This window comes from Pseudomonas delhiensis, assembly GCF_900187975.1.
GTDB lineage: Bacteria > Pseudomonadota > Gammaproteobacteria > Pseudomonadales > Pseudomonadaceae > Pseudomonas > Pseudomonas delhiensis.
Map to the genome: position 1 here is coordinate 26042 of NZ_FZPC01000003.1, position 17333 is coordinate 43374.

The 17333-nt window shown below is 69.1% G+C and carries 17 protein-coding genes; 2 read left to right on the top strand and 15 right to left on the bottom strand.

The window, feature by feature from the left end; genetic code table 11:
* Positions 1-383: 383 nt before the first annotated feature.
* Positions 384-1649 carry an Hsp70 family protein gene (locus CHC02_RS03195; protein WP_089390070.1) on the bottom strand — a complete coding sequence of 422 codons (1266 nt, stop codon included), beginning with the start codon at positions 1647-1649 and terminating at the stop codon, positions 384-386.
* Between the two features lie 216 nt (positions 1650-1865).
* Here CHC02_RS03195 and CHC02_RS03200 point away from each other — a divergent pair, with 216 nt between their 5' ends.
* The gene (locus CHC02_RS03200) at positions 1866-2729 is read left to right on the top strand and encodes an isocitrate lyase/PEP mutase family protein (protein WP_089390071.1); all 864 of its coding nucleotides are present in this window, start codon (positions 1866-1868) and stop codon (positions 2727-2729) included.
* Between the two features lie 3 nt (positions 2730-2732).
* Here CHC02_RS03200 and CHC02_RS03205 read toward each other — a convergent pair whose 3' ends face one another.
* Positions 2733-3386, bottom strand: coding sequence for a hypothetical protein (locus CHC02_RS03205; protein WP_089390072.1), 654 nt, complete (start codon positions 3384-3386; stop codon positions 2733-2735).
* Positions 3387-3498: 112 nt separating this feature from the next.
* Complete coding sequence (locus CHC02_RS03210) at positions 3499-4170, bottom strand: hypothetical protein (protein WP_089390073.1); 672 nt, start codon at positions 4168-4170, stop codon at positions 3499-3501.
* Positions 4171-4337: 167 nt separating this feature from the next.
* On the opposite strand from CHC02_RS03210, the gene CHC02_RS03215 reads away from it, so the two are divergent.
* On the top strand, positions 4338-4604 hold the full coding sequence (locus tag CHC02_RS03215) for a DksA/TraR family C4-type zinc finger protein (protein ID WP_089390074.1): 267 nt from the start codon (positions 4338-4340) through the stop codon (positions 4602-4604).
* 9 nt (positions 4605-4613) lie between these two features.
* Here CHC02_RS03215 and CHC02_RS03220 read toward each other — a convergent pair whose 3' ends face one another.
* The 12 genes from CHC02_RS03220 to CHC02_RS03275 all read right to left on the bottom strand — a co-directional run bounded on the left by CHC02_RS03220 (position 4614) and on the right by CHC02_RS03275 (position 17186).
* Positions 4614-5867 carry an ABC transporter substrate-binding protein gene (locus CHC02_RS03220; protein WP_089390075.1) on the bottom strand — a complete coding sequence of 418 codons (1254 nt, stop codon included), beginning with the start codon at positions 5865-5867 and terminating at the stop codon, positions 4614-4616.
* Between the two features lie 278 nt (positions 5868-6145).
* Positions 6146-7846: an urease subunit alpha gene (ureC, locus tag CHC02_RS03225; protein WP_089390076.1), complete on the bottom strand. Its 1701-nt coding sequence runs from the start codon at positions 7844-7846 to the stop codon at positions 6146-6148.
* Between the two features lie 274 nt (positions 7847-8120).
* Positions 8121-8426, bottom strand: a complete 306-nt coding sequence (locus CHC02_RS03230) for an urease subunit beta (protein WP_089390077.1) — start codon at positions 8424-8426, stop codon at positions 8121-8123.
* A complete protein-coding gene (locus CHC02_RS03235; RefSeq protein WP_089390078.1) occupies positions 8423-8929 on the bottom strand; it encodes a GNAT family N-acetyltransferase in 507 nt (168 codons plus the stop codon). Before CHC02_RS03235 ends, CHC02_RS03230 begins: the two co-directional genes overlap by 4 nt.
* Before the next feature lie 50 nt (positions 8930-8979).
* Positions 8980-9282: an urease subunit gamma gene (locus CHC02_RS03240; protein WP_089390079.1), complete on the bottom strand. Its 303-nt coding sequence runs from the start codon at positions 9280-9282 to the stop codon at positions 8980-8982.
* 1 nt (position 9283) lies between these two features.
* Complete coding sequence (locus tag CHC02_RS03245) at positions 9284-10117, bottom strand: urease accessory protein UreD (RefSeq protein WP_089390080.1); 834 nt, start codon at positions 10115-10117, stop codon at positions 9284-9286.
* Between the two features lie 321 nt (positions 10118-10438).
* A complete protein-coding gene (gene urtE / locus CHC02_RS03250; RefSeq protein WP_089390081.1) occupies positions 10439-11137 on the bottom strand; it encodes an urea ABC transporter ATP-binding subunit UrtE in 699 nt (232 codons plus the stop codon).
* A 121-nt stretch (positions 11138-11258) separates the two neighbouring features.
* A complete protein-coding gene (gene urtD / locus CHC02_RS03255) occupies positions 11259-12104 on the bottom strand; it encodes an urea ABC transporter ATP-binding protein UrtD (protein ID WP_089390082.1) in 846 nt (281 codons plus the stop codon).
* On the bottom strand, positions 12101-13180 hold the full coding sequence (urtC, locus tag CHC02_RS03260; protein ID WP_089390083.1) for an urea ABC transporter permease subunit UrtC: 1080 nt from the start codon (positions 13178-13180) through the stop codon (positions 12101-12103). The genes urtD and urtC overlap by 4 nt, the downstream gene beginning before the upstream one ends.
* A gap of 121 nt (positions 13181-13301) precedes the next feature.
* Positions 13302-14888, bottom strand: a complete 1587-nt coding sequence (gene urtB / locus CHC02_RS03265; protein ID WP_089390084.1) for an urea ABC transporter permease subunit UrtB — start codon at positions 14886-14888, stop codon at positions 13302-13304.
* Positions 14889-15060: 172 nt separating this feature from the next.
* Positions 15061-16329 carry an urea ABC transporter substrate-binding protein gene (urtA, locus tag CHC02_RS03270; RefSeq protein ID WP_089390085.1) on the bottom strand — a complete coding sequence of 423 codons (1269 nt, stop codon included), beginning with the start codon at positions 16327-16329 and terminating at the stop codon, positions 15061-15063.
* Positions 16330-16589: 260 nt separating this feature from the next.
* Positions 16590-17186 carry a MarC family protein gene (locus CHC02_RS03275; protein ID WP_089390086.1) on the bottom strand — a complete coding sequence of 199 codons (597 nt, stop codon included), beginning with the start codon at positions 17184-17186 and terminating at the stop codon, positions 16590-16592.
* Positions 17187-17333 lie beyond the last annotated feature (147 nt).

The following is a 17333-nucleotide window of genomic DNA, read 5'->3' on the forward strand; positions in this document are numbered from 1 at the left end:
GGCGGGGGTGGGGGGGAGGCGCGGGCTTGCGTTCACAGGGGGCACAGGCGCGCAGGATCAACTCCGCTCCCTCTCCCTAACCCTCTCCCTGAAGGGAGAGGGGACCGTTCGGCGTGTTCGGGTGTTCTTGAGTCAGTCGGCTAGCGTAGGGCCTGCCGGCTGAAACTTGCCTTTTCTCGGCACGGACAAGCCCCCTCTCCCTTCAGGGAGAGGGCTGGGGAGAGGGTACGGAGGTAGGTTCAACGCCAGTACATCCGGGAGGCACCCTTCGCGAGCAAGCTCGCTCCTACGAAAAGCAGCAGCCGACTGCCCCCGGCCGATGGCTAAACGGCGGATAACCGCGAACGGTTATCCGCCCTACGGTTGAGGGCGTGCGTAGGAGCTCAGCCGTAACGCTTCTTCGCCTCGATGGCCAGGCCGCTGCCGATGCCGCCGAAGCGGTCGCCGTCGACGTGGCGGGCGTTGGGCAGCATGGCCGCCACGCTCTGGCGCAGGGCCGGCACGCCGCTGGAGCCGCCGGTGAAGAACACGGTGTCGACCCGCGCCGGGTCGAGGTCGGCGTCGCCCAGCAGGCGGGTGATGCCGGCGCGCACGCGTTCCAGCTGCGGCTCGATGGCGCCCTCGAACAGCCCGCGGGTCAGCTCGGCCACCAGGCCCGGCTCGATGCGCGCCAGGTCGATGTCGCGGCGCTGGCTGTCGCTCAGCTCGATCTTGCTGGCCTCCACCTGCATCGCCAGCCAGTGCCCGGCGCGCTGCTCGATGAGGCGGAACAGGCGGTCGATGCCGGTGCCGTCGACGATGTCGTAGCGCATGTTCTTCAGCGCCAGCTGCGACTTCTGCGCGTACACCGCGTTGATGGTGTGCCAGGTGGCCAGGTTCAGGTGGTAGCTGGTGGGCATCAGCGCGTCGGACTTCATCCGGCTGCCGTAGCCGAACAGCGGCATCACGCCCTGCAGGCTGAGCTGCTTGTCGAAGTCGGTGCCGCCGATGTGCACGCCGCCGGTGGCCAGGATGTCGGCCTGGCGCTCGGCCTGCTCGCGGCGCTCCGGGGCCAGGCGCACCAGGGAGAAGTCCGAGGTGCCGCCGCCGATGTCGACGATCAGCACCAGCTCCTCGCGCGCGATGCCGCGCTCGTAGTCGAAGGCCGCGGCCAGGGGCTCGTACTGGAAGGAAATGTCCTTGAAGCCGAGCTTGCGCGCCACTGCCACCAGGGTGTCCTGGGCCTCGCGGTCGGCCTCGGCGTCGTCGTCGACGAAGAACACCGGGCGGCCCAGCACCACGGCCTCGAACTCGCGGCCGGCGACGGCCTCGGCGCGCCGCTTCAGCTCGCCGATGAACAGCCCGAGCAGGTCCTTGAACGGCAGGGCGCTGCCCAGCACCGTGGTCTCGCTCTTGAGCAGGGGCGAGCCGAGCAGGCTCTTCAGCGAGCGCATCAGGCGCCCCTCGTAGCCTTCCAGGTATTCGGCCAGGGCCAGGCGGCCGTAGACCGGGCGGCGCTCCTCGGTGTTGAAGAAGACCACCGAGGGCAGGGTGATCTTGCCGTCTTCCAGTGCGATCAGCGGTTCCGTCCCCGGGCGCCACCAGCCGACGGTGGAGTTGGAGGTGCCGAAGTCGATGCCCAGGGCGCGGGCGTCAGTGGAGTGCAGCATGGCGGAAAGGTCCGGCGAAAAAACGGCCGCGCAGTTTACGCGAGTGCGCATGGCGCTGCTCGACTATCGGCTCATGTGCCGCTGGACGGTGAAGGCGATAGAGTGCTTGGGAAGGCTTTGTAGTTTTGCTACATTTGCCATCCTGTAGTTTTGCTACATGAGTTTACTGATTCCGCAGAGCCCCTTCCCACCTCCAGGTCGCAGTTGGATCCCACCATGCACAGAGCCTCCCACCACGAGCTACGCCAGAGTTTCCGGGCGTTGCTGAACTCTTCCTCCTGCTACCACACGGCATCGGTGTTCGACCCGATGTCGGCGCGCATCGCCGGCGACCTCGGCTTCGAGGTCGGCATCCTGGGTGGTTCTGTAGCTTCGCTACAAGTGCTCGCGGCGCCCGACTTCGCCCTCATCACCCTCAGCGAGTTCGTCGAGCAGGCCACCCGCATCGGCCGCGTCGCGCGCCTGCCGGTGATCGCCGACGCCGACCACGGCTACGGCAACGCGCTGAACGTGATGCGCACCATCGTCGAGCTGGAGCGTGCCGGCGTCGCCGCGCTGACCATCGAGGACACCCTGCTGCCGGCGCAGTTCGGCCGCAAGTCCACCGACCTGATCCCGGTGGAGGAGGGCGTGGGCAAGATCCGCGCGGCGCTGGAGGCGCGGGTGGACCAGGAGATGGCGATCATCGCCCGGACCAACGCCGAGGTAATCGAGGTGGACGACGTGATCCGCCGCACCCTGGCCTACCAGGCCGCCGGCGCCGACGGCATCTGCATGGTCGGCATCCGCGACTTCGAGCACCTGGAGGCCATCGCCCGCCACCTGAGCGTGCCGCTGATGCTGGTGTCCTACGGCAACCCGAAGCTGCACGACGACAAGCGCCTGGCCAGGCTCGGCGTGCGCATCGTGGTGGACGGCCATGCCGCCTACTTCGCCGCCATCAAGGCCACCTACGACTGCCTGCGCGAGCAGCGCGGCGTCGATGCCTCCGACCTGACCGCCTCGGAGCTGGCGAAGAAGTACACCCTGCCGGAGGAGTACCAGATCTTCGCTCGGGAATACATGGAAGTGAAGGAATAGGGCCTAGCCTTCCCGGCCCTCTTCGAGCTTGTGCAGCAGGTACTCGACCTGGGCGTTGAACGGGTAGAGCAGGGTGCCGGCCGGCCGCTCGGTCAGCTGCAGGTAGCGCCAGCGGGCGCGCATGGCCTCGCCCTCGGGGGTTTCCGGCAGGCTGGCGAACTGGGCCGCGATGGCTTCGCGCAGGCCGGCGACCTGCTCGTCCAGGCTCCCGTCGTCCGCCCCCAGCAGCTTGTGGTTGGCGCGCTTGGCCTTGAGCAGCGCCAGGCGCTGCAGGTTGGCCGCCAGGCTCGCTTCGCCCGGCGGCGGCAGCTGCACGCGGAACTCCTGTAGCAGCGCCGAGACCTCCAGGGCCTGGGCGAGGGCCTCGCGCAGCGCCGGGCCGCTCTGCTCGTAGCCGCTTTCCACGCGTTCCACCGTTTCGCCGTAGAGCGACCAGATGTCCTGGAGCGTCTCGCCGTTGCGCTGTTCGGCGACCTGGGCGTGGAAGATCTCGTCGAGCCGTTGCAGGCGCTTGAGGAAACGTTCGTCGCCGGTGGCGCTGTAGAGCAGCAGGTAGCGCTGCGCGGCCTGCAGGGTGGCGTCGAGGTCGTCGGCCCGGGCCATGCCGGGCAGGGTGACGAGCAGGCTCAGCAGCAGGGAAAGGACGAGGCGGTGCATGGGGCGGCTCCTGGCGATGGGGCCGCCATTCTTGGGTGGCCCATCCGGTGCCGCCTATCGGACGATTCCGAGTCTGCGGTAGACCGACTCCGGCCGGGACGGCCGGCCCCGGTCAGGCGCCGGCCAGCTTGCCGAGCATGGCCTCGATCTGCGCGTTGAAGGGGTAGAGCAGTTGCTGGCCATTGCGCTGGCTGACCTGCAGGTAGCGCCAGCGCCTGTCCAGTTCGTCGTGCAGGGCGGGGTTGCTCTGCGCCAGGGCGTCGATGCGCTGCTGGATGCGTTCGTCCAGGGCCTTGACGTTCGCCGCCTCGGCCTCGGCGCGCGGGCCGTCGACCTTCTGCAGGTTGGCCAGGCGGGCGGTGAGCAGGGCGCGGCTGCGCAGGTCGTCGGCCAGGCCCGGCGCGGCCAGCGGGTGGGCCTGCAGGTAGGCGTCCAGGGGCTCGGCCAGCTTCAGGCTGCGGGCCATCTCGCCATTCTGGTCGAGCTTGCGGGCGGCGTGCTCGGCCAGCATCTGTTGCCGGCCCTGCTCGTAGCTGGCCCAGAGCGCGCGCAGCGCCGCGGCGTCCTGGCGCTGCCCGAGGGCGGCCTGCAGGTGCTTGCCGGTGGCGTCCAGGCGTTCGAGGAAGCGTTCGTCGGCGGTTGCGCTGTAGAGCAGCAGGTAGCGGTTGGCGTCGACCAGGTCGGCTTCGACGCTGGTGGCCCCGGAGGCCTGGGCCTGGGCGCCGAGCAGGGCGCAGAGCGCCAGCGGCAGGCCGTGGCGGAGACGGGACGGGAGGATTCGCATCGGGGAACATCCATGACGGGAAAGCGCGCTATTGTTCTCGTTGCGCGGCGCCCGGGGAAGGGGCTTTTCAGCGCACCCCGCCACCTTTTCGCGCAGCCGTTGCCCTTGCAATCGGCCGCCGGGGCGTCCATATCTGCAATCTGTACAAAGTTTGATCGGAGGTTGCCATGGCCAGTGGTTGGGCGAACGACGGCGCCGTGCAGGAACAGATCGACAGCACCATCGAGGACGCCGTCGCCCGGGCGCGCAGCCAGTTGCCCCGCGGCGAGAGCCTGACGCATTGCGAGGAGTGCGATGCGCCCATCCCCGAGGCGCGGCGCAAGGCCGTGCCCGGCGTGCGCCTGTGCGTGAACTGCCAGGCCGCCCACGACCGGGAGCAGGCGGCCTTCGCCGGCTACAACCGGCGCGGCAGCAAGGACAGCCAGCTGCGCTGAGCGCGCCCTTCACATCAGTTGCAGCGGCTTGCCGGCGGCGCGCCGTTCGGCCTGCCATTCCTCCAGGCTGGGGGCGGCCTGGTCGCCGTCGAGCTGGTGGACGATCTCGAAGTAGTCCTGGCGCAAGCGGTCCTTCAGTACCTCGCTGCGGGGCTTCACCCGTACCGCATAGATGCGCTGCACGTTCTGGTGGTCGAAGGCGCGCCAGTACTGCTCGCCCTTGAGCAGGCTGTAGCGGTGGCCCTCCAGGGCCCTGATCAGCGCCTCGCTGTCCAGGCTGTTGGCGCGCCGCGCGGCGTCCGCCCACTGGTAGACGATGCTGTAGGCCGAGGCGGCGGAGCTGGACGGGTACTTCTGGTAGCGCTCGGCGTAGCTGGCGACGAAGGCCTTGCCACGGGCGCTGTTCTCCCGCTCCGGCACGCGCCAGGTCCAGGGCTCGGTGCCGACCACGCCTTCCATGATGCTCGGCCCGGCCTGCTCGACCACGTTCATCGTCAGGTTCGGCGCCACCACCTGCATGCGCCGCGTCAGGCCCAGGTCGTGGGCCACCTGCATGGCGCGCACCAGGTCGCGGCCGAACAGCACCAGGACCAGCACCTGGGCGTCGCTGGCGGCGGCCTGGGCCAGGCTGTCCTGGTAGTGCGACAGGCCGATGGCCGGGAAGGGGATGCGCCGCCCGGGGTGGCGGGCGGGGTCGCGGGTGTCGGTGGTCTGGCGCAGCGAGGCCTCGGTGGTGTGGCCCCAGGTGTAGTCGGAGGTGACGTAGAAGTAGCGGCTGCCCGGGTGCTTCTGCGCCAGGTACTGGCCCAGTACCCGCGCGCTCATCCAGGCGCTGATGCCCTCGCGGAACATGTAGCGGTGGCCGTCCTTGCCGGTGGTGTCGTTGGAGTAGGTGACGGCGCCGAAGTACAGCAGCCCGCGCTCGGCGGCGCGCTTGCCGGCGGCGATGGCCACGGCGCTGGAGGCGCCGCCGAAGAGCATGGCGGCGCCCTCGTCGGCCAGCTTGTCGACGTTGGCCACGGCCTTCTTCGAGCGCGAGGCGCTGTCGTGGCTGGACAGCCGCAGCGAGCGGCCGAGCACGCCGCCGTTGGCGTTGATCTCGTCGATGGCCAGCAGGGCGCCGCGCATCTGGTCGCGCCCTTCGTTCTGGTAGCTGCCGGTGCGGGGGTAGTTGAGGCCCAGGGTGATGGGCGCGGGGGCGGCGGCCTGGGCGCAGGCGCAAAGGCCCAGTGCCAGGGCCAGGGCGGCGGTCAGTCGTTTCATCGGGAGTCCTTGTTGTTCTAGCGGGCACAGAGGCCCTGCCAGCGTAGGGGCTGGACTCCCGGGGGAAATGCGAAGCGCGTCCGGCGGGGGCGGTCTTCTGAATTTTCCCGGTGGATTTCAGCCACCTGTAGGAGCGGGCCCTGCCCGCGAATCGCGCGCAGGGCGCGCTCCTACAGGGGAATGGCGTGGGCGGTGAGGCGTAGGATTGCAGGCTACGCCGTGGCGATGGGTATCGCTTCGCTCAACACCATCCTACGAGGGTGTTCCTGGGCGGGTGCTCAGAACAGGAAATAACGCTGCGCCATGGGCAGCACCTCGGCCGGTTCGCACCACAGCAGCTGGCCGTCGGCGCGCACCTGGTAGTTCTGCGGGTCGACCTCGATGTGCGGCAGGTAGGCGTTGTGGATCAGGTCGGTCTTGCGCAGCGTGCGGCAGCCCTGCACCACGCCGATGGCCTTGTGCAGGCCCAGGCGCGCGTGCAGGCCGGCCTCCCAGGCGGCCTGGCTGAGGAAGGTCAGGCTGGTGGCGTGGCGGCTGCCGCCGAAGCTGGCGAACATCGGCCGGTAGTGCACCGGCTGCGGGGTGGGGATGGAGGCGTTGGCGTCGCCCATCAGGCTCGCCGCGATGGCGCCGCCCTTGAGGATCAGGCTCGGCTTCACGCCGAAGAAGGCCGGGCGCCAGAGCACCAGGTCGGCCAGCTTGCCCACCTCGATGCTGCCCACTTCGTGGCTCACGCCGTGGGTGATCGCCGGGTTGATGGTGTATTTGGCGATGTAGCGCCTGGCGCGGAAGTTGTCGTTGCGCGCGCCGTCGCCGGGCAGGGCGCCGCGCTGCTTCTTCATCTTGTCGGCGGTCTGCCAGGTGCGCGTGATGACCTCGCCGACGCGGCCCATGGCCTGGCTGTCGGAGCTGATCATGCTGAAGGCGCCCAGGTCGTGGAGGATGTCCTCGGCGGCGATGGTCTCGCGGCGGATGCGCGACTCGGCGAAGGCCACGTCCTCGGCGATGCTCGGGTCCAGGTGGTGGCAGACCATGAGCATGTCCAGGTGCTCGTCGATGGTGTTGCGGGTGAAGGGCCGCGTCGGGTTGGTGGAGCTGGGCAGCACGTTGGCGAAGCCGCAGGCGCGGATGATGTCCGGCGCGTGGCCGCCGCCGGCGCCCTCGGTGTGGTAGGTGTGGATGGTGCGGCCGGCGAAGGCGGCCAGGGTGGTCTCGACGAAGCCGGATTCGTTGAGGGTGTCGGTGTGGATGGCCACCTGCACGTCGTAGCGGTCGGCCACGCCCAGGCAGTTGTCGATCGCCGCCGGGGTGGTGCCCCAGTCCTCGTGCAGCTTCAGGCCGATGGCCCCGGCGCACACCTGTTCCTCCAGCGGCAGCGGCAGGCTGGCGTTGCCCTTGCCGGTGAAGCCGATGTTCATCGGGAAGGCGTCGGCGGCCTGGAGCATGCGCGCCAGGTGCCAGGGCCCGGAGGTGCAGGTGGTGGCGTTGGTGCCGGTGGCCGGCCCGGTGCCGCCGCCGATCATGGTGGTCACCCCGCTCATCAGCGCCTCTTCGATCTGCTGCGGGCAGATGAAGTGGATGTGGGTGTCGATGCCGCCGGCGGTGAGGATCATGCCCTCGCCGGCGATCACCTCGGTGCTGGCGCCCAGGGCGATGCCGACGCCGGGCTGGATGTCCGGGTTGCCGGCCTTGCCGATGGCCTTGATGCGCCCGTCCTTCAGGCCCACGTCGGCCTTGACGATGCCCCAGTGGTCGAGGATCAGCGCGTTGGTGATGACGGTGTCGACCACCTCGGCGGCCGGCAGCTGGCCCTGGCCCATGCCGTCGCGGATGACCTTGCCGCCGCCGAACTTCACCTCCTCGCCGTAGACGGTGAAGTCCTGCTCCACCTCGATCCACAGCTCGGTGTCGGCCAGGCGCACGCGGTCGCCGACGGTGGGGCCGAACATGTCGGCGTAGGCTTGGCGGGAAATCTTCATCGGTACCGATCCTGTCCGTAGGATGGGTTAGCCGCGCAGCGGCGTAACCCATCGTTGCGAGTTGATGGGTTTCGCTGTGCTCAACCCATCCTACGAGTCTTTTCCTGAGCCTTTCGCTTGGGGCTCAACCTTTGCCCTCTCCCCCCGCCCTCTCCCTGAAGGGAGAGGGAGCTGTCCGTGCCGGCTGACGTCAAGGTTTCATCCTGCACCGGACGGTCCCCTCTCCCTTCAGGGAGAGGGTTAGGGAGAGGGTGTTCTTGTTGCTGGCACGGATTTACAGCGCGCCCATCACTCGCCCAGCGAAGCCGTAAACCTTTCTCTCGCCAGCCAGCTCCACCAACTCCACCTCGCGGCTCTGCCCCGGTTCGAAGCGCACCGCGGTGCCGGCCGGGATGTTCAGGCGCATGCCGCGGGCCGCTTCGCGGTCGAAGCGCAGGGCGTCGTTGGTCTCGTAGAAGTGGTAGTGCGAGCCGACCTGGATCGGCCGGTCGCCGCTGTTGGCCACCGTCAGGGCCAGCGTGCGGCGGCCGGCGTTGAGTTCGATCTCGCCGGGCTGGACGTCGTATTCGCCAGGGATCATGGGGCGCTCCTTGGGTCGAGGGTCAGTTGCATGAAGGTCAGGTCGAGCCAGCGGCCGAACTTCTGGCCCACCTGCGGCATCTGCCCGGTGACGGCGAAGCCCAGGCGTTCGTGCAGGCGGATGGAGGCGGCGTTGCCGCTCTCGATGGCCGCCACCATCACGTGCAGGCCCTGGGCCCGGGCGCGGTCGATCAGCGCCTGCATCAGCTGCGGGCCCACGCCCTTGCCGCGCTGGTCGGCGCGCACGTAGACCGAGTGCTCGACGGTTTCGCGGAAGCCGTCGAAGGCGCGCCAGGGGCCGTAGCTGGCGTAGCCGAGCACTTGGCCGGCGTCCTCGGCCACCAGCACCGGGAAGCCCTGCTGGGCGCGCAGTTCCAGCCAGGCGCGGCGGTTGTCGAGGTCGATGGCGACCTCGTTCCAGATCGCGGTGGTGTTGAGCACGGCGTCGTTGTAGATGTCGCGCAGGGCTTCGAGGTCGGCGGGCTGGGCATCGCGGATGTGCATGGGGGTTCCTTGGGCAGGTTCAGTCGAAGGTCGCCGGTCTGCGCCGGCTGTCAGGCGATGGGCTGGTGCACGGTGACCAGCTTGGTGCCGTCGGGGAAGGTGGCCTCCACCTGGATTTCCGGGGTCATCTCCGGCACCCCTTCCATCACCTGCTCGCGGCTGAGCAGGGTGGTGCCATAGTGCATCAGCTCGGCCACCGTGCGGCCGTCGCGGGCGCCTTCGAGCAGGGCGGCGGAGATCAGCGCGATGGCTTCCGGGTGGTTCAGCTTCAGGCCGCGGGCCAGGCGCCGTTCGGCCACCAGGCCGGCGGTGAAGATCAGCAGCTTGTCTTTCTCGCGGGGCGTCAAGTCCATCTCAGGTGCTCCAGATTCTCGGGGGAACGGCCTCGCGGCCGAGCAGCGCGGGCCGCAGCCGGCGCCAGAGTTCGATGAGCCAGGCGCGGGCGTGCAGCGCCTCGGCGGCCAGGCAGCGGGCGACCAGCAGGCCGGGCAACTGGGTGAGGTTGCCGCGCCCGCCGCAGGGTAGCGCGCGGCAGGCTTCCAGCAGCTCGGCGTCGATCTGCCCGCTGGCGATCAGGGTGGCCATCACCGGCTGCCCGGCCAGGCCGATGGGCGAGTCCAGCAGGCGGTCGCCGCCGTCGATGCGCTGGCGTTCGTGCCACAGGCGCTGGCCGTCGCGGCGGATGTCCAGCCGCGCGGCGAAGCGGCCCTGGTCGAAGCGCTCGCCGGCGGCGGGGCGGCCGAGGGCGACCAGGTCCCAGTAGAACAGGCGGGCGTCGCCGAGCAACTCGATGTCGCTGCGCAGCTCGGCCCGGGCGCCGGAGAACACGATGGTTTCCTGGGGCAGCCATTCCAGGGTGGCGCCGGGCTCGACGCGGATGCGCAGGCGCTGGCTGGCCGGCGTGGCGGCGCGGTACCACTTGGCCGCGCCGGGGCTGGTGAGCTGCGCCCAGGCGCCGGGGCCGGCATGGATGTCCAGGGCCAGGGTATCGCCCCCGGCGATGCCACCGGGCGGGTGCACCACGATGTGCTGGCAGACCTGCGGGCCCTCGGCGTAGAGGTGCTTCTGCACCCGCAATGGCCCCAGGTGGCGCCGCTTCACCGGCCGCGTGCCGTCGCCGACGCGGGCGTAGGCCAGCTCCAGCTCGGCGTGCCAGGCGGGGTGGAAGAGGGCGGCGGGTGCGTTCATGGGGCTCGGGTTCGGCTGCGGTTGCCCTGGATAGAGCAATTGGCGTGCCTTCTGCGCCAGGATAGTGCGTGGGCGTGGAAAGCCTGGCCCGCGACGGGGGACGGGGTTGTCCGGGTGGTCAGGTATGGGCGCGATTGCGGTGCATCGGCGGGCGCCGTGCACCATCATGGAGCGTAGGGCGTATAACCGTTCGCGGTTATACGCCGATACACCAATCTCCCCGGCCGCTCCGAAGTCGGCCTCGGTGATGTCCAGGTCGACACCGAGCGGCCTGGGGCCAAGGTCAGGCGGCGTATAACGCGGAGCGTTATACGCCCTACGTCAGATGGCGACCAGGCCGCGCACCCCTTGGCTTTCCATGTCCGCGCCACGGCCCTGCTGGACGATCTCGCCGCGGGCCATCACCAGGTACTGGTCGGCCAGCTCGGCGGCGAAGTCGTAGAACTGCTCCACCAGCAGGATGGCCATGTCGCCGCGCTCGGCGAGCTTGCGGATCACCGCGCCGATCTCCTTGATCACCGAGGGCTGGATGCCTTCGGTGGGCTCGTCGAGGATCAGCAGGCGCGGGCGGCTGGCCAGGGCGCGGCCGATGGCCAGCTGTTGCTGCTGGCCGCCGGAGAGGTCGCCGCCGCGGCGCTGCTTCATCTCGCGCAGCACCGGGAACAGCTCGTAGATGAACTCGGGAACCGCCTTGGCCTCTTTCGCGCCGAAGCGCGAAAGCCCCATCAGCAGGTTCTCCTCCACGCTCAGCCGCGGGAAGATCTCGCGCCCCTGGGGCACGTAGGCGATGCCGGCATGCACCCGCTGATGCGGCTTGAAAGCCGTGATGGCCTTGCCCTCCCAGCTGACGCTGCCTTCGCGCGCCGGCACCAGCCCCATCAGGCAGCGCAGCAGGGTGGTCTTGCCCACGCCATTGCGCCCGAGCAGGCAGGTGACTTCGCCGATCTTCACGTCGAACGACAGGCCGCGGAGGATGTGGCTGCCGCCGTAGTATTGGTGCAGCTGTTGGACTTGGAGCACGGTTGGATTCCTCGATTGCTGCAGCTTCAAGCCCCAAGCTTCAAGCCACAAGAAAGAGCGGTCAGCCTCGTTTTGCAGCTTGCAGCTTGCAGCTTGCAGCTTGCAGCTTGCAGCTGGCGCGTCAGCGCCCCAGATAGACTTCGATCACCTGTTCGTTGGCCTGCACTTCTTCCAGCGAACCCTCGGCCAGCACGTGGCCCTGGTGCAGCACGCTGACGTGGTCGGCGATGCTGCCGACGAAGCCCATGTCGTGCTCCACCACCATCAGCGAGTGCTGGCCGGCGAGGGACTTGAAGAGTTCGGCGGTGAACTCGGTCTCGGCGTCGGTCATGCCCGCCACCGGTTCGTCGAGCAGCAGCAGTTGCGGTTCCTGCACCAGCAGCATGCCGATCTCCAGGAACTGCTTCTGGCCGTGGGACAGCAGCCCCGCCGGGCGCCGCCGCGACTCGCCGAGGCGGATGGTGGCCAGCACTTCCTCGATGCGGTCCTTCTGCTCGCCGGACAGCTTCGCCCGCAGGCTGGCCCACACCGACTTGTCGGCCTTCTGCGCCAGTTCCAGGTTCTCGAACACCGAGAGCGCCTCGAACACCGTGGGCTTCTGGAACTTGCGGCCGATGCCGGCCTGGGCGATCTGCACCTCGCTCATGCGCTGCAGGTCGTAGGTTTCGCCGAAGTAGGCCTTGCCGCTGTCGGGGCGGGTCTTGCCGGTGATCACGTCCATCAGCGTGGTCTTGCCCGCGCCGTTGGGGCCGATGATGCAGCGCAGCTCGCCGACGCCGATGTACAGGGTCAGGTCGCGCAGGGCGCGGAAGCCGTCGAAGCTGACGTTGATGTCTTCCAGGGTGAGGATGGTGCCGTGGCGCACGTCCAGGCCTTCGCGCGCGCTGGCGCCCAGGCCGACGGCGTCGCGGCTGGTGCCGCTGGGGTCGAAGGCCGGTTCCAGCATCAGGTGGGGCACGGCTCTCATTGCGCTTTCTCCCGCTTGATCAGCCCGAGGATGCCCCGGGGCAGGTACAGGGTGACGACGATGAACAGGGCGCCGAGGAAGAACAGCCAGTACTCCGGGAAGGCCACGGTGAACCAGCTCTTGGCGCCGTTCACCACGCCGGCGCCGAGCAGCGGGCCGATGAGCGTGCCGCGCCCGCCCAGGGCCACCCACACCGCGGCCTCGATGGAGTTGGTCGGCGACATCTCGCTGGGGTTGATGATGCCCACCAGCGGCACGAACAGCGCGCCGGCCAGGCCGCAGATCACCGCGCTCAGCGTCCAGACGAACAGCTTGTAGCCGCGCGGGTCGTAGCCGCAGAACATCAGGCGGTTCTCGGCGTCGCGCAGGGCGGTGAGCACCCGGCCGAACTTGCTCCGCGCCAGGGCGAAGCCCAGCGCCAGGCTCGCCGCCAGCAGCAGGACGATGGCCAGGAACAGCGCGGCGCGGGTGCCCGGCGCGGTGATCGGGAAGCCGAGGATGCTGCGGAAGCTGGTGAAGCCGTTGTTGCCGCCGAAGCCGGTCTCGTTGCGGAAGAACAGCAGCATGCCGGCAAAGGTCAGGGCCTGGGTCATGATCGAGAAGTACACGCCCTTGATCCGCGAGCGGAAGGCGAAGAAGCCGAACACCAGGGCCAGCAGCCCCGGCGCCAGCACCACCAGGCACAGCGCCCAGAGGAAGTGCTGGGTGCCGGCCCAGTACCAGGGCAGCTCGTTCCACGACAGGAAGGTCATGAACGCCGGCAGGTCGCTGCCTGCGGCCTCGCGCATCAGGTACATACCCATGGCGTAGCCGCCCAGGGCGAAGAACAGGCCGTGGCCCAGGGACAGCAGCCCGGCATAGCCCCAGACCAGGTCCAGGGCCAGGGCGACTATGGCGTAGCAGAGGATCTTGCCGGTCAGCGTCAGGCCGTAGGCCGACAGGTGCAGGGCATTGTCCTCGGGCAGCAGGTGCAGCAGCGGCAGGATCAGCAGCGCGATGAGCGCGGCGCCGACGATGCCGGCGGTGAGTTTCGGGCCGGCCTTCTGCGCGGCCGTCACGGTGAGTGGCTGGTTCATGGACGAGCCTCCACGGCTTCCTGTAGGAGCGAGCTTGCTCGCGAACGGATTCGCTGCGGGGGCTGTTCGCGAGCAAGCTCGCTCCTACGAAAAGCGGCCGTAGCGAGGGTTGGAAGCTGGTTCAATCGATGACCCTCCCTTTCAGAGCGAAGAGCCCCTGCGGTCGTTTCTGGATGAACAGGATGATCAGCGCCAGGATCAGGATCTTGCCCAGCACCGCGCCGATCTGCGGTTCGAGGATCTTGTTCGCCACGCCCAGGCCGAAGGCCGCGCAGACGCTGCCGGCGAGCTGGCCGACGCCGCCCAGCACCACCACCAGGAAGGAGTCGATGATGTAGCTCTGGCCCAGGTCCGGGCCGACGTTGCCGACCTGCGACAGGGCCACTCCGCCGAGCCCGGCGATGCCCGAGCCGAGGCCGAAGGCGAGCATGTCCACGCGCCCGGTGGGCACGCCGCAGCAGGCCGCCATGTTGCGGTTCTGCGTCACCGCGCGGACGTTCAGGCCCAGCCGCGTGCGGTTGAGCAGCAGCCAGGTGAGCGCCAGCACGAACAGGGCGAAGCCGATGATGACGATGCGGTTCCACGGCAGCACCAGGTTCGGCAGCACCTGGATGCCGCCGGACAGCCAGGCCGGGTTGGCCACCTCGACGTTCTGCGCGCCGAACAGCACGCGCACCAGCTGGATCAGCACCAGGCTGATGCCCCAGGTGGCCAGCAGGGTCTCCAGCGGGCGGCCGTAGAGGTGGCGGATCACCGTGCGCTCCAGGGCCATGCCGATGGCCGCGGTGACGCCGAAGGCCACCGGCAGCGCCAGCAGCGGGTAGTACTCCAGTAGGCCTGGGGCGAAGCGCTGCAGCAGCGACTGCACCACGTAGGTGGAGTAGGCGCCGAGCATCAGCATCTCGCCGTGGGCCATGTTGATGACGCCCAGCAGGCCGTAGGTGATGGCCAGGCCCAGGGCCGCCAGCAGCAGGATGGAGCCCAGCGACAGGCCGCTGAAGGCCTGGCCGAGCAGGTCGCCGACCAGCAGCCGGCGCTTGACCTGGGCCAGGCTGGTGGCGGCGGCGGTGCGTACCTGCTCGTCGGCTTCCACGGCCGGGTCGAGCAGGTTCTGCAGGCGCGTCAGGGCCAGCGGGTCGCCGGATTCGCCGAGCAGGCGCACGGCGGAGAGGCGCACCTGCGGGTCGGCGTCGGCCAGTTGCAGGTTGGCCAGGGCCAGTTGCAGGGCGGCCTTCACCTTGTCGTCGGTCTCGGCTTCGCTGCGCTGGGCGAGCAGGTCGCGTTGCGCGGGCTTGGCCGTCTTCTGCAGCTGGCGCGCGGCTTCCAGGCGCAGCGTCGGGTCCTTCGTCACCAGTTGGTGGCTGGCTAGCGCGGTATTCAGCAGGCCGCGCAGGCGGTTGTTCAGGCGCAGCTTGTCGGGCTCGCCGGCGGGGGCGGCGTCGCCTTCGGCGGGGCGGTACTGCTTGTCGTCGCCGAGGAGGAAGGCGTGGTTCTGCGCGTCGACGGCGAAGCGGCCGGCCTGGATGGTCTCGAGCAGCGGCAGGCGCTCGGCCTCGGGGGCGGCGGCCCAGCTTTCGAGCAGGGAGGCGCGGCCGGCATTGTCGGCGGCGGCGAAGTCCTGCGCGGGGCCGGCGAGGGCGGGCAGGGCGAGCAGGGTGGCCAGCGCGAGGGCGCAGGTCTGGAGCAGGCGGTATAGGGCAGTCGGCATGGTGTGGTTCCTGAGAGGCTGGCGCTTGGGCCAGAGCACCCTCTCCCCAGCCCTCTCCCTGAAGGGAGAGGGGGCCGTACGGCACGCGACCGGGAGCATGGAGCTCACTGTCGCGCGTGAGGTTGGCGTGGCGTCCCCTCTCCTGGAGAGAGGGGCTCTGGCGAGCGCCGGCTCAGTTGCTCTTCACCGCGTAGTCCGGCTTCTTGTCGTTGCCCGGGATGAACGGGCTCCACGGCTGGGCGCGGATCGGCTCGGGGGTCTTCCAGACCACGTTGAACTGCCCGTCGTCCTGGATCTCGCCGATCATCACCGGCTTGTGCAGGTGGTGGTTGGTCTTGTCCATGGTCAGGGTGAAGCCCGAGGGCGCCTTGAAGGTCTGCCCGCCCATGGCCTCGCGGACCTTGTCGACGTTGGTGCTGCCGGCCTTCTCCACCGCCTGGGCCCACATGTGGATGCCGACGTAGGTGGCCTCCATCGGGTCGTTGGTCACGGCGGTGGCGTAGTTCGGCAGGTTCTTCGCCTTGGCGTAGGCCTTCCAGTCGGCGACGAACTTCTCGTTCTGCGGGTTCTTCACCGACTCGAAGTAGTTCCACGCGGCCAGGTTGCCCACCAGCGGCTTGGTGTCGATGCCGCGCAGCTCTTCCTCGCCCACCGAGAAGGCCACCACCGGCACTTCGGTGGCTTCCAGGCCCTGGTTGGCCAGCTCCTTGTAGAAGGGCACGTTGGAGTCGCCGTTGACGGTGGAGATCACCGCGGTCTTGCCGCCGGCGGAGAACTTCTTGATGTCGGCGACTATGGTCTGGTAGTCGCTGTGGCCGAAGGGCGTGTAGACCTCCTGGATGTCCTTGTCGGCCACGCCCTTGCTGTGCAGGAAGGCGCGCAGGATCTTGTTGGTGGTGCGCGGGTAGACGTAGTCGGTGCCGAGCAGGAAGAAGCGCTTGGCCGCGCCGCCGTCCTCGCTCATCAGGTATTCCACCGCCGGGATGGCCTGCTGGTTCGGCGCGGCGCCGGTGTAGAAGACGTTGGGCGACATTTCCTCGCCCTCGTACTGCACCGGGTAGAACAGCAGGCCGTTGAGTTCCTCGAACACCGGCAGCACGGATTTGCGCGACACGCTGGTCCAGCAGCCGAAGACCACCGCGACCTTGTCCTGGGTCAGCAACTGGCGCGCCTTCTCGGCGAACAGCGGCCAGTTCGACGCCGGGTCGACCACCACCGGCTCCAGCTTCTTGCCGTTCACCCCGCCCTTGGCGTTGATCTCGTCGATGGTCATCAGCGCCATGTCCTTGAGCGAGGTCTCGGAGATGGCCATGGTGCCGGACAGCGAATGCAGGACGCCGACCTTGATGGTCTCGGCGGCCTGGGAGCTGAAGGGGAACAGGCCGGTGAGCAGCAGCGCGCTCACCGCCAGGGTGCTTTTCAACAGGGGACGACGTTTCATCGCGGCAGCCTCCTTGGCTTCCTGGACCGGGGAGGGTGCCGCGCGGATTCTGGGCCGTCGCCTGTGCAGCCTCCCGAAGTGGGTAGGGGACCCCTGCGGGTCGGGAGGGCTATCGCAGCATCCGTGCCAAACAGAGCAAAGCCCTGTGGCAGAAGGCTTGCGCGGGGTTTTTTGCCGCTTCGGCCAGGGTTTTCGGGGCGCCATCTTGGTGCGCCGGCGGGCTTCGTGGACGAATCGCCCCCAAATGGGGCGCGCCGCGCTCAGCCGGCGGGGAGGAAGTAGCCGCGCACCCCGGTCATGATGATCTGCGCGGCCAGGGCGCAGACGAACAGGCCCATCAGCCGGCTGACGATCTGCAGGCCCTGCTCGCCGAGCATCCGCTCGATGCGGTCGGACAGGTAGAGGGTGGCGCCGAGGGTGAGGCAGGCGAGGAAGATCGCCAGCAGCGCCAGCAGCCTGTCCTCCCAGTGCTGGCCGACGCCCATCACCAGCAGCGCGCCGATGGTGCCGGGGCCGACGGTGATGGGGATGGTCAGCGGGACGATGGTGACGTCCTGCTGCACGTTGTCGCTCTGCACCGCCGAGCGGCCCTGGGCCATGCCCAGAGCGGAGATGAACAGCACGCTGCCGGCGCCGATGCGGAAGGCGTCGGCGGTGATGCCGAAGAGGGTGAAGATGTAGCGCCCGAACAGGTACAGCAGCACGCTGGCGACCAGCGCCGCCAGGGCCACGCGCCAGGCCATGCGCTTGCGGTCGCGCGGGGCGAAGCCGCGGCTCAGGCTGATGAAGCAGGAAAGCACGAAGAAGGGGCTGTAGAGCACCAGCATCTTCAGGTACACGCTGAACAGCACATGCATGGGGAATCTCGTCCGGCTGAGAGGCCTCTGTTTGGGGCTGAAGCATAGCGGGCGCGGCGGGGGCGGTCATTGCGCGGCGGCAATCGTCCGGGGCGGGTGGTGCCCGGAGCCGTAGGGCGAATAACCGTTCGCGGTTATCCGCCGATG